Genomic DNA, 11986 nt, shown 5'->3' with positions numbered 1-11986 from the left:
GACAGCAGCGCAAACCAAACGTTGCAAAACCGCTTATCAATTTGTAGCGAAACCAACTTAGTAAGCCCAAAGGTACTAGGCTTGTGCAACAAGTACGGCAAGCTGCCGCAACCTCTGGGCGCGCCGTGTATCTTTACCCGTTCCATTTCTGCTGTCCGCATGCGTCTTTCTAATTTCCGGGCTGCGTTGCTCTGCTTGCTGCTGCCGCTTCTCAGCCACGCCCAAACCCCTAAACACTACACCGCCGCCGATATTGCCCTAGGTTTGCGCAAGCTTAATGTGCTCGGTTCGGTGCTCTACATCGCGGCTCACCCCGACGACGAAAACACGCGCCTGATTGCCTACATGGCCAACGGTCGCCTGCTCGAAACCGGCTACCTGGCTTGCACCCGTGGCGACGGTGGTCAAAATCTTATCGGCCCGGAAATCCGGGAGCAGCTAGGGGTCATTCGCACCCAAGAGCTGCTGGCAGCTCGCCGCACCGATGGCGGCCGGCAGTTTTTCACGCGCGCCAACGATTTCGGCTTCTCGAAAACGGCCGAGGAAACCTTCACCATCTGGGATAAAGAGCAGGTGCTTGCCGACATGGTGTGGGTCATCCGCCAGCGCCGCCCCGACGTGCTCATCACCCGCTTCCCTCCTGATGCTCGCGCGGGCCACGGCCACCACACGGCTTCCGCCATCCTGGCTGCCGAAGCCTTCGACGCAGCCGGCGACCCCAAGCGCTTCCCCGAGCAGCTGAAGTACGTGCAAGTCTGGCAGCCCAAGCGCCTGCTCTGGAATACAGGCAGCTTCTTCGTGAAGCCCGGCGAATCGATGGCCGGCTACCTCAGCGTGGATGCGGGCGGCTATAATGCCTTCCTAGGTCAGAGCTACGGCGAAATTGCGGCTACCAGTCGCTCCAATCACAAAAGCCAGGGCTTTGGCTCGGCCGCGCAGCGGGGCGAGGCACTGGAATACTTTCAGCCCGTGAAAGGAGAGAAGGCTGCGAAAGATCCGTTTGAAGGCGTGGATATGACGTGGAACCGCGTGCCGGGCGGCGCGGCTGTGGGTAAGTTGATTGAGGATGTTATTAAGAAGTATGACCCGGCAAATCCGTCAGCAAGTGTGACGGGGTTAATGAAGGTGCGGGATGAGGTGGTGAAGCTTCTAGCAGTAGATGCTACGAAACAGGATGAGTTAACATCCCATTTTTGGGAACAGCAGAAACTAACAGAGATTAATGAGCTGTTGCAGGCTGCCACTGGACTTTTCATAGAAGCTACTGCAACTGAGGCAACAAGTGTAGCAGGGCAACCTATTACGGTATACTTGGATATTGTAAATCGTTCCGATGCCGTTGAGGAAGTCTATTCCGTGATTTCTATGAGGGGATTGGAGGCTGACACAGCATTTCAATCACCGCTTGTAATAGAGCCTGGGAGAAGTCGGCGAATAGCTATACATGGGAAAATAGGTTCTATAATCCCTGTAACAGAGCCATACTGGTTGCGTGAGAAAGGTGCAATTGGTATGTATAAAATACCTGACTTTGTTACTGTAGGCCGCCAAGGATTTACTATTTATCCGCCTTTATCGGCACTGCCGCAAGCAATGCCTAGTAATCCTAAAGAAACTAGACGTAGAAAAGTTAAACGCAAGCAAGAAGAGCCTACTCGTGATGAGGTAGTGCCAGGACGTGAAATAATAGGTTCCCCAGAAAACGCACCAGTAGCGGGACTAGCTGTTCTCTTAAAAAGAGATGCTACTAACCCAATATTTGTCCCCGTCCAATATAAGCACGTTGACCCCGTGCAAGGCGAACTGTACCAGCCGCTAGCTGTGGTACCAACCGTCGCCGTGAACATCGGCGGCAAAGCGTACGTCTTCTCCGAAAATCAGCCGAAAACCGTTCCAGTCACGGTGCGCGCCGGGCGGGATGGTGTGCGCGGTACCCTAGCTTTAGCATTGCCGGCTGGCTGGAAATCGGAGCCCGCATCGGCTAGCTTCGACCTAGCTACAAAAGACCAGGAGCGAACCATTCAGTTTCAGGTGCAGCCTACGGGCAACCAGGAAAGTGTGGGGCAGCTCCGCGCCGTGGCTACCGTGGATGGGCAGCAATATTCGCGTGGCATCCAGACCATTGCCTACAACCACATCCCGACCCAAACGCTTTTCCCCGAAGCTGTAGCTCCGCTGGTGAAAGTGGATCTGAAGCGCAAAGGCCAGCAGATCGGCTACCTCATGGGCGCCGGCGACGAAGTGCCCGATGCGCTGCGCCAGGTGGGCTACACCGTCACGCTGCTCAAGGAAAGCGACATTACGCCCGAAAACCTGCGCCGCTTCGATGCCGTGCTGCTCGGCGTGCGGGCTTACAACGTGCTCGACCGCCTGAAAGTGCTCCAGCCCATTCTGCTCGACTATGTGAAGGACGGCGGCAACCTCGTCGTGGAATACGTAGTGAACCGCGGTACCGTGATGCCCCAAATCGGGCCATACCCCTTCACGCTCTCCACCGACCGCGTGACGGTGGAAAACGCGCCCGTCACCTTCCTCAAGCCCCAGCACCCGCTGCTGAACGCGCCGAATAAGATCAGCGCCAAGGACTTTGAAGGTTGGGTGCAGGAGCAAGGCCTCTACTACCCGAGCCAGTGGGACGAGAAGTACCAGACCATCATCAGCAGCCACGACCCCAACGAAAAGCCCAAGGAAAGCGCCATCCTCGTCGCCGATTACGGCAAAGGCCACTACATCTACACGGGGCTGTCGTTCTTCCGGGAGCTGCCGGCCGGCGTGCCCGGCGCGTATCGGCTGCTGACGAACATGATTTCGCTCGGGAAATAGGTATGTCATCCTGAACGGAGCAAAGCGGAATGAAGGACCTCCCTCTCTTAAGCACCAAAGTTTAACGCAGCCCTAAAGCTCTCTTAACCTAGGTTTTAGGTGATAAATAGGGTTGGGCGTTTAATAAGGTTTATCGCTTCTCAGAGGGAGGTCACGCCGCTTGATGCGCGGAATGCAAGCTCAGGATGACAGATAAGAAGCAAATACAAAATCACCCCACCCCATGAAACTCTACTTCCCACCCGAACGTCAGCAGCTGGCCTACTTCATCCTGGGGTGCTGCGCGCTGTGCCCGGTGGCGTTGTGGGGAGTAGATAAACCGCTGGCGCTGTGGCTGCACGAGGAGGCGCAGGGCTTGCGGCCATTCTTCGAAGGGATGACCGACGCAGTGGATAAGGTGTACACGACGCTGTTCTACTCCGCCGACCTAGGTGGGGTACCGATTGGCTTCGTGGCGCTATTGGGCTTGTTCCTGCTGGGGCGTTTTCTGCTGAAAGTGCCGAGCGCGGGGGTGTTTCTGCTGGTTGGGCTGGTGCTGCTCAACAGCGGCGTGGCCACGAACCTGCTGAAGATTTACTTCCAACGGCCGCGCCCCGATTCGTTTCTGCTGCACGGCATGACGGGCGCGGGCTTCTGGCAGGCTACCACCCGCGACTACTCATTTCCGTCGAGCCACGCGACGCTCTATTTCAGTCTGCTGCTGCCGGTGGCCTGGCAGTTTCCGAAATATCGGTGGCCGCTGCTGGCGCTGCCCGCCCTGATTACCGTTGGGCGGCTGGTGCTGGAGCTGCACTTTCTCGGCGACGCGCTGGCTTCTATTGGTTTGGTCGGCTTGCTGACTTTGCTGTTCAGCCGACTTCCCGTAATTACGCCGCGCACACCATTTCGGCTGCGCCGGTCGTTCCGAAAAGACTTCACTGCCTAGGTTTATAACAGTAGCGCGGAGGTTTGCTCCGCGCTACTGTTATAAACCTAGCTTATACTCTCTCCATGAGCGCAAACCCAGATCCAGAGGCGGTCTTCTCTGCCGGCAGCCCACCCGTTTTTGCAAAAACAGAAGCAGAAGTAAACTGGCGTGCCTGGTACCTCTTCGTACTGGCTGCTTTAGCTGTCGAAATCATTGGCTTTGCCTTCATAACCAACTACTTCGCGTGAGTTTGCTCGATTGGCTGGTGCTGGGCATCACGCTGCTTTTCATTGTTGGCTACGGTACCTGGCGCACCCGCGGCAGCCGCGACCTTAACTCGTATCTGCTCGGTAACCGGGAGGCGCAATGGTGGGGCATTGGGCTGAGCATCGTCGCGACGCAGGCCAGCGCCATCACCTTCCTGAGTACGCCCGGCCAGGCCTACGACGACGGGATGCGCTTCATCCAGTTCTACTTTGGCCTGCCGGTGGCCATGGTGCTCATTGCCATCGTAGCCGTCCCGATTTACCACCGCCTGCACGTCTTCACGGCCTACGAATACCTCGAATCGCGCTTCGACCGACCCACGCGGACCTTGGCAGCCAGCTTGTTTCTGGTGCAGCGCGGATTGAGCAATGGCCTTTCGCTTTACGCGCCCGCGCTGGTGCTGTCCGCCATCCTAGGTTGGAACATCAGCCTGACCGTCTGGCTGATCGGCGGGCTGATGATTGGTTATACGGTCGTGGGCGGCACTCGCGCCGTGGCCGTGACACAGCAGTGGCAGGTGGCCGTTATTTTCACCGGGATGGTAGTGGCGGGCTACCTGCTGGTGCATTACCTGCCCGCCAATGTCGGCTTCACGGACGCGCTGCGGGTGGCAGGTCACCAGGGCAAACTCAACCTTGTTGACTTCCACTTCGACCCCGAAGACCGCTATAACTTCTGGTCGGGCATGACGGGCGGCTTGTTTCTGGCCCTGTCTTACTTCGGCACCGACCAAAGCCAGGTGCAGCGCTACCTGGCCGGGCGCAGCATTCGGGAAAGTCGGTTGGGGCTGTTGTTCAATGGCTTGGTGAAGGTACCGATGCAGTTCGGTATTCTGCTGATTGGCGTGCTGCTGTTCGTGTTCTATCAGTTCAACGCTCCGCCGCTCACCTTCAATCGGCCGGTACGCGAGCAACTCATCAAGAGCGCCCGATACGCCCCGGCGCTCCGTGAGCTGGAGCAGCGCCACGCTACCATTGCCGCCGCCAAACAGGCAGCCAATGCCGAGCTGGCAACTGCTCTGCACACCGATGATGCGGCGCAAGTGGCAGCGGCACAAGCGCATCTGCAAGTAACCGACGCCGCAAACCTAGGTCTGCGCAACGATCTGAAAACCCTCCTGAAACAAGGCGCGCCCACCGCCGAAGCCAAAGACACGGACTACGTCTTCCTCACCTTCGTGCTCGACTACATGCCGCACGGCTTCATCGGCCTGCTCATTGCCGTCGTGCTCAGTGCGGCTATGAGCAGCGCGGCGGCGGGGCTTAACGCGCTGGCTTCCACCACCGTCATCGACCTATACCGCCCAAATCGGGCCGAATGCGAGCAGCGGCATTATGTGGCGGTGTCGCGCTGGGCTACTATCGGCTGGGGCGTGCTCGGAATTGGGTTTGCTCTATTTGCCGCCCGGCTGGAAAACCTGATTCAGGCCGTTAACATCCTGGGTTCGCTGTTCTACGGACCTATCCTAGGCATTTTTGGGGTGGCGTTTTTCATGCCCCTGATCAAAGGCAAAGCCGTGTTTTGGGCCGCTATTTTGGGGCAGATCCTCGTGCTGCTTCTGTTCTGGCAGACGGATATTGCCTACCTCTGGTACAACATTATCGGCTGCTTTCTGGTGATGCTGCTGGCGGCAGCAGGGCAGAAGCTAGGGCGGTTGTAGGAACGCGCCGTGGCGCGTTCCTACAAAAGAGCCCCGACGTTGCAGAACGTTGGGGCTCTTAACCTTTTTAAAGCGAACAGCTTACTTGGCGGCAGTGCCTTTCTTGGCTTCCGCAATCAGGTCGTCGTTCATCTTCACGTAGTCGTTGTTCTTGGCTTCGAGAGCTAGCTTTTTCGACTGCTCGGCGGCCGTGATGGCGCCTTTGTAGTCTTTCATCTTGAGGCGGATTTTAGCTTCCGTCTGCACGTTCCAGAACTTGGGGTCCTTCTCGTTGGCCTTCTGAATCCAGGTAAGGGCCTGCTTCAGATCCTTGTTGTTGTCGTAGTAATACACGGCCGCGGCGGCGTAGTTGTCGGGCGTTACGGCAGCGCCGCCGTTCACCACTTTCTCGTTGATTTGAGCCATTACTTTGGCGTCGACTTCGGTGGTGATGCGGAACTTGGCGCCGGTGTTTTCCCACTGCATATCTACGTTGGCGGTGGCGGGCGTCAGGTCGCTGAAGTTCATCGTGAACGTCTCGACTTTGTAGGGCAGCTTGTAGGTTTTAGCCGTGAAGGTGGCGACGTTTTCCTCGTCCTTGAAGCCTTCGACATTGGCACCTAGCTTCGTGTTTTTGTTCAGCACCATGGCCCACGCATCCTTGTTCGGAATGCTGTAGAGGCCATATTCGCCGGCCGGGATTTTCTTGCCCTCCATGATGACCTCGTCGGAGAACTTGATGGTGGTGGTGGCGTTAGCACCTGTGCGCCAGCGCTTACCAAGAGGAGCGAGGGGGGATGCTACGTCGAAAGCCGTGCGTCCTTTCAGGCTAGGCCGCGAATACGTGATGGTGATGTCGGTGAGGCCTACGCGCTGCGTAACCGTGCTTTTAGGGCTAGGCTGGGGGGTGGTGATTTGGGCTTCGGCGCGGCCCGCCACGAGCATACCCGTGAGGGCAAGAGCGGCAAATCCGGCGCGGGGAGAAATAGACAAGGTGGTCATGAAAAGGGGTGAATAGTTGATTGGCGGCCTAAAAATAACAAAACCGCAGCGGGCACGAGTTTTTTGTTTGAAGCGAATCCAAGTAGCGCGGACTTTATCGTCCGCGCGTGAGAACAGCCGAACCCGGACGACAAAGTCCGCGCTACTTACGCTGCGTTCGACTATCCTTGTGGTGAGAACAAACCAAGTCAGATGAATCTGCAAGATGCGCCGGCAACCCGTTGCTGCTCCGTTCGTCAACAGCACGTAGAACCTAGGTTGGCGCGCGCACTGCCGTATGCTGGCGGCCAGCGGAGGCGGTTGCGCGGGCGAAGTCTCCTGACCTTATTAGCCGCCGTGCTCACGATGCTGTCGGCGCAAGCGCGCATTGTACGCATCGAAATCACCAGCGTGCAATCGCCCACGTTTGAGGGCAAAACTTTCGGGAGCGTAGGCGCTTACGAGAAGCTGCGCGGCCGGGCCTACGGCGAAGTCGACCCCAGTCTGCCCCAAAACGCCCTCATCACCGACCTAGCCCTAGCCCCGCGCAACGCCCGCGGAATGGTCGAGTATTCGATGGATATCTACCTGCTCAAGCCGCTCAACCTAGGTCAGGGCAATCATAAGCTGTTTCTGGAAGTAAATAACCGCGGCTCGAAGCTCTTCGGGGGCTTCAACAACAGCAGCGGCGGCAACGACCCCACCACGGCCGCGCAGGCTAGCGAAGGTTTTCTCATGAACCAAGGCTACACGCTGGCCTGGAATGGCTGGGACATGACCGCCGCTTCCAGCAATAACAACTTGACCATCAATGTGCCCGTGGCCACGAACCCCGATGGCTCACCCATCACCGGGCCCGCATACGAGTACATCAGCTTCGAGAACACCACAACACAGACGTTCAACCTAGCTTACCCAACTGCTGCGCTGAACCCGGCGCAGGCCACGCTCACAGTGCGGCAGCGGCTCAATGATGCGCCTACGCCGGTGCCCACTAGCGGTTGGGAGTTCGTGAATGAGCGCACCATCCGGCTGCTGCCCGCCGGCACGGCCTTTCAGCAGAGCGCCATTTATGAGTTAGCCTACACGGCCAAGAACCCCGTGGTAGCCGGCCTGGGTTTCGCCGCCACCCGCGACTTTGTCTCGTTTCTGCGCTACGCCAAGGCCGATGATCTGGGCCAGCCCAATCCGCTGGCGGATGATGTGCGCTACACGTTCTCCTACGCCCTTTCACAGCCCGCCCGCTACCTGAACGACTTCCAGACCCTAGGTTTCAACGCCGACGAGCAAGGCCGCCGCGTGCTGGATGGCATCGAGAACTGGCTGGGCGGGGGGAGCGGCATCGGCCTGAACTTTCGGTTTGCCCAGCCTTCCCGCACCGAGCGCAACCGGCAAAACCATCTGTACCCGGAGGCGCTGTTTCCGTTTGCTTACCCGGCACTCACCGATCCGCTGACGGGCCAAACGGCCGGCCGTTCGGCTCGGTGCGCGGCCTCCGGCACCTGTCCCAAGGTATTGGAAATAAACTCCGCGAATGAATACTGGGTAAAAGCCGCGTCGCTCCTGCACACCGATCTAGGTGGCAACGACTTACCCGATCCGGAGAATGTTCGATTTTACCTGGTTTCCGGCGCCCAGCACGGCACCGGGAATGCCAGCAGCAGTGGGATCTGTCAGCAAGGCCAAAACCCGACCAACGCCGAGCCCGCTTTACGCGCGTTGTTCGTCGCCCTCGACCAATGGGTGACGCAAGGCACTGCGCCGCCCAAAAGCCAAGTGCCCAGGCGCTCCGCTGGCACGGCCGCGTTTGCCGTAGCGCAGCCGGGCGCCCTCACGGGCACCGTTCCGCAGGCGAACCTAGGTTGGCCGTCCATTCCTGGGGTAACGTATACGGGCCTGATTACCACTCGCTACCAGCTGGATTTTGGTCCTTTCTTAAGCCAGAGAATCCTGACGAAATACCTGCCCTCCATAACTGGCCGGCCAGTGTATCCCAACTTTGTCTCGAAAGTAGATGCGGATGGAAACGAGGTAGCCGGCATCCGGCTGCCCATCGTCGCGGCGCCCCTAGCTACGACTACCGGCTGGGCTTTGCGGCGGGCGGGCTACGGTGAAAATGAGGGGTGCGAAGCGGCAGGCCAGTACCTGCCCTTCCCTCTGACGCCTACCGACCGAGCCGCCACCCGCGACCCGCGCCGGTCGGTGCAGGAGCGCTACCGCACGCACGCCGGCTATGTAGCGGCCGTTACGAAAGTTGTGAAACAATTAGTTAAGCAGCGCTTCTTATTAGAGGAAGATGCCCAGAAGTATATTCTAGAAGCGGAAGCCAGCGCCGTGTTGAAATGAGAAGTGGCAAGCTGTTGTAGGATTATTTTAATACACCGCAACGTCTTTCTCGTCCAGCAGATCTTCCAGGCTGTCCGGCGTAGCCGGCGCGACCAGTCGCCGCAGGTCCACGTAGTAGCACGCCAGCTGTTGCGGGTAGAGTAGCAGCCAGTCGCCGACGTGTACGGCATAGCGCAGCTTCTGCCAACGGATTACGAACTCTCCCGCCGCGCTTCGGCTAATAATGTTTTCATCACTAAACTGATAGTCAATAGGTTGCTGAAGCGCCGTGTTCTTCGTGTAGCCCTGCCGAAACTGCCGCTTCACCTGCCACGAGCGCCACCACGCATACACCAACGCCAGCCCCCAGGCCGGCAGAAACCCCCAGAAAACCTCCGTAGCCGGGTGGTGCGCCCACTGCCAGATACCTAGCCCAAAGCTGATGGTAAGCAGCAGAATCGACACGTACAGCAGCCACGTAACGCGCCGGGTGCGCGGCTGCCGACCCCAGAGCTGGTAGTTGACGGCCACGTATTCATCGGCAGTCATCGTGACGTGGCGAGCTTCGATCATTTTACTTTGAGTCCCTTCTCGCGTAATAGCCGGATCAAGTCGTTGGCAGTAGCTGGGGCACTAATTCTACGTAGATCGATGAAGTACCCAATTGCTGGAGTAGTAAACAGTATCAGCCAGTTCTCAATTCGCTCGACATGGCTAAACAATTCGTATTGTACTTCAGCAGAGCTGCGGCTGTTGATTGAACGAACACTGGAAATGCCAAAAGTATAATCAGTTGGTAAGCTGATACTTGGTGTCTCCGCGTAGGCTTTGGTAAAGTGTTTCACTACTTGGCGTGGACGCCAATAGCCTAGATAAAATAGAAGACCAACTACTACGACCAGTGCTATCACAAGCCAAGTAGAAAGCCGATCAGGAGATTTTAACCATTCAGCATAAAGGATGTATAGCCAGAAAGCTGCTCCTAGACTGAGAGTCCACAACGAACGCCGATTCTGGGGCTGTTGATACCAACGTTGTTTTGCAACTCGAACATACTCGTCTTTAGCTACTTCAACGGCTGGAATTTCTATAGGATTATTCATGTAAAAAAGACTATGGCTCCCGTTTGTAGTAAACTTCTATAGTGATAAATAGCTACTACCTAGCTTAACTCAAATTGCAGCTTCAGCAGGTTCGCGTACAGCCCGTTCTCATTATCCGCTAGCTCCTCGTGGGTGCCTTGCTCCACGATGCGGCCGCCGTCAATCACCAGAATCTTATCCACCTTTCGGATGGTGCTGAGGCGGTGGGCGATAATGATGCTGGTGCGGTCCTTCATTAGCTCGTCCATGGCGCCCTGCACCAGCTTTTCCGACTCCGAGTCGAGGGAGGAGGTGGCTTCGTCGAGGATGAGAATAGCGGGATCTTTCAGGATGGCGCGGGCAATGGCAATGCGCTGGCGCTGCCCACCAGAAAGCTTAATGCCCCGCTCACCGACCACCGTATCCAAGCCCTCGGGGAAGCTCTGGATGAACTGCCAGGCGTTGGCTTTGCGCGCCGCCGTCTGGATTTCAGCGTCCGTCGCGTCGATTTTGCCGTAGGCGATGTTCTCGCGGATGGAGCCGCCAAACAGCAGCGTCTCCTGCGGCACGATGCCAATGTGGCTGCGCAGCTCGGTCAGGTCGAACTGATCCAAACCGCGACCATCAACTAAAATGCGGCCGCCACTGAGCGGATAAAACTGCATCAGCAACTGCACAATGGTGCTTTTGCCGGCGCCGCTCGGCCCAACCAGCGCGATTTTCTCGCCGGCCTGAATAGCAAAGCTAATATCCTTGAGCACGGCTAGGTCGGGGCGCGTGGGGTAGCTGAAGGCTACGTGCTGGTAGTTGATGTCGCCGTGTACGTGCAACGGCGTAGCGCCGGCCAAGGCCTTCTGGTGGGTTGGCTCGCTTTCCTCTTCCAGCACTTCTAGAATGCGCTCGGAGGCACCTAGGGTGCTTTGCACCTTCCCGTAGAGTTCGCCCAAACCGCCCACGGAAGCACCAATAAAGATGGTGTAAAGCGCAAAGGAAGTTAGGTCGCCGATGGTCATCTGACCGCTGGCTACCAGCGACGCGGCCCGCCACAGCACCAGGATGATGCCACCAAACAACCCGATGATAACAAACGACACGAACCCGCCGCGGTACAGGTTGCTTCGCAGGGCCGCCTGCACGGTGCGGGTGAGCGAGGCGGTATAACGGCCCGTCTCAAACAGCTCATTTGTAAAGGCTTTCACCGTATTAATGCCCTGCAACGTCTCCTCCACAATCACGTTGGTTTTGGCCAGCTCATCCTGCGTAGCCTTCGCCAGCACCCGAATCTTTCGGCCAAAGATGATGGCTACCACCACGATAGGCGGAAACGTAAGCAGCATAAACAGCGAGAGCTTCACCGAAACCATCATGATGAAGATGATGCCGACGATGAGCGTCATGATCTGGCGGAACAGCTCCGCCAGCGTCAGCGAAAACGAGTCCTGAATCACGCCCACGTCCGAGGTGATGCGCGAGGTGATAGCGCCCACGCGGTTCTTCTCGAAGTAGGGAATGGGCAGCGTGACAAACTTCTGATACAGCGCCTGCCGAATGTCGCGCACCGTAAACTCGCTGACTTGCGTGAAAAACCAGATCCGCCCAAACGAGAAAATGCCTTGCAGCAGGATGATCGAAAACAAACCCAGGGCAATCTGATTGATGCCGATGGTCAGGCCATTCGAGAGCACAAACGGCTTGCCGTTGGCGGCGTCCGTGAGCTTGCCAATCACCCACGGGAAAGCCATAACTGTGGCGCTGCTCAGCGCCAGCAGCACCATGCCGATGATAAACTTTGTGCGGTAAGGCAGCACGTAGCGGAAGATCCGCAGGCCGTGCTGGAAACTCTCCTTGGTTAATTTCACCTTGGGCGCGTCGCTGTCCGACGCACCGTTGGCATTTAGTCCCCTTCTAGCCATTAGTATAGAGCTTAGAACTTAGAATATCGAGCTGAGGTATAGTCAGTTG

The 11986-nt window shown here is 57.5% G+C and carries 9 protein-coding genes; 5 read left to right on the top strand and 4 right to left on the bottom strand.

The window, feature by feature from the left end; genetic code table 11:
• The first annotated feature begins 159 nt into the window (after positions 1-159).
• From IEX74_RS17035 to IEX74_RS17020, 4 genes are all read left to right on the top strand, one after another.
• On the top strand, positions 160-2823 hold the full coding sequence (locus IEX74_RS17035) for a PIG-L family deacetylase (protein WP_188815218.1): 2664 nt from the start codon (positions 160-162) through the stop codon (positions 2821-2823).
• Between the two features lie 223 nt (positions 2824-3046).
• The gene (locus tag IEX74_RS17030; RefSeq protein ID WP_188815217.1) at positions 3047-3748 is read left to right on the top strand and encodes a phosphatase PAP2 family protein; all 702 of its coding nucleotides are present in this window, start codon (positions 3047-3049) and stop codon (positions 3746-3748) included.
• Positions 3749-3813: 65 nt separating this feature from the next.
• Positions 3814-3978, top strand: coding sequence for a hypothetical protein (locus IEX74_RS17025; RefSeq protein ID WP_188815216.1), 165 nt, complete (start codon positions 3814-3816; stop codon positions 3976-3978).
• Positions 3975-5657 carry a sodium:solute symporter family protein gene (locus tag IEX74_RS17020; protein WP_188815215.1) on the top strand — a complete coding sequence of 561 codons (1683 nt, stop codon included), beginning with the start codon at positions 3975-3977 and terminating at the stop codon, positions 5655-5657. The genes IEX74_RS17025 and IEX74_RS17020 overlap by 4 nt, the downstream gene beginning before the upstream one ends.
• Before the next feature lie 81 nt (positions 5658-5738).
• Here IEX74_RS17020 and IEX74_RS17015 read toward each other — a convergent pair whose 3' ends face one another.
• Positions 5739-6638 (bottom strand): DUF2911 domain-containing protein, encoded by a 900-nt coding sequence (locus IEX74_RS17015; protein WP_188815214.1) that lies wholly within the window; start codon positions 6636-6638, stop codon positions 5739-5741.
• Between the two features lie 192 nt (positions 6639-6830).
• Here IEX74_RS17015 and IEX74_RS17010 point away from each other — a divergent pair, with 192 nt between their 5' ends.
• Positions 6831-8963 (top strand): alpha/beta hydrolase domain-containing protein, encoded by a 2133-nt coding sequence (locus IEX74_RS17010; protein ID WP_229755344.1) that lies wholly within the window; start codon positions 6831-6833, stop codon positions 8961-8963.
• 27 nt (positions 8964-8990) lie between these two features.
• Here IEX74_RS17010 and IEX74_RS17005 read toward each other — a convergent pair whose 3' ends face one another.
• Genes IEX74_RS17005 through IEX74_RS16995 form a run of 3 tightly spaced genes read right to left on the bottom strand, consistent with a single transcriptional unit; the run spans position 8991 to position 11937 of the window.
• Positions 8991-9515, bottom strand: coding sequence for a hypothetical protein (locus tag IEX74_RS17005; RefSeq protein WP_188815213.1), 525 nt, complete (start codon positions 9513-9515; stop codon positions 8991-8993).
• Positions 9512-10045, bottom strand: coding sequence for a hypothetical protein (locus tag IEX74_RS17000; protein ID WP_188815212.1), 534 nt, complete (start codon positions 10043-10045; stop codon positions 9512-9514). The genes IEX74_RS17005 and IEX74_RS17000 overlap by 4 nt, the downstream gene beginning before the upstream one ends.
• 59 nt (positions 10046-10104) lie before the next feature.
• Entirely contained in the window at positions 10105-11937 is a 1833-nt protein-coding gene (locus tag IEX74_RS16995; RefSeq protein ID WP_188815211.1) for an ABC transporter ATP-binding protein, read from the bottom strand.
• Positions 11938-11986: the final 49 nt, after the last annotated feature.

This window comes from Hymenobacter cavernae (assembly GCF_014641455.1).
Lineage (GTDB): Bacteria > Bacteroidota > Bacteroidia > Cytophagales > Hymenobacteraceae > Hymenobacter > Hymenobacter cavernae.
The sequence above is the reverse complement of the archived record's forward strand: the minus strand, read 5'-3'. Positions and strand labels throughout refer to the sequence as shown.

Excerpts from the sequence above, each read along its gene's own strand:
- IEX74_RS16995 (WP_188815211.1), bottom strand. The coding sequence starts at position 11,937 with ATGGCTAGAAGGGGACTAAATGCCAACGGTGCGTCGGACAGCGACGCG.
- IEX74_RS17025 (WP_188815216.1), top strand. The coding sequence starts at position 3,814 with ATGAGCGCAAACCCAGATCCAGAGGCGGTCTTCTCTGCCGGCAGCCCA.
- IEX74_RS17035 (WP_188815218.1), top strand. The coding sequence starts at position 160 with ATGCGTCTTTCTAATTTCCGGGCTGCGTTGCTCTGCTTGCTGCTGCCG.
- IEX74_RS17015 (WP_188815214.1), bottom strand. The coding sequence starts at position 6,638 with ATGACCACCTTGTCTATTTCTCCCCGCGCCGGATTTGCCGCTCTTGCC.
- IEX74_RS17030 (WP_188815217.1), top strand. The coding sequence starts at position 3,047 with ATGAAACTCTACTTCCCACCCGAACGTCAGCAGCTGGCCTACTTCATC.
- IEX74_RS17005 (WP_188815213.1), bottom strand. The coding sequence starts at position 9,515 with ATGATCGAAGCTCGCCACGTCACGATGACTGCCGATGAATACGTGGCC.
- IEX74_RS17010 (WP_229755344.1), top strand. The coding sequence starts at position 6,831 with ATGAATCTGCAAGATGCGCCGGCAACCCGTTGCTGCTCCGTTCGTCAA.
- IEX74_RS17000 (WP_188815212.1), bottom strand. The coding sequence starts at position 10,045 with ATGAATAATCCTATAGAAATTCCAGCCGTTGAAGTAGCTAAAGACGAG.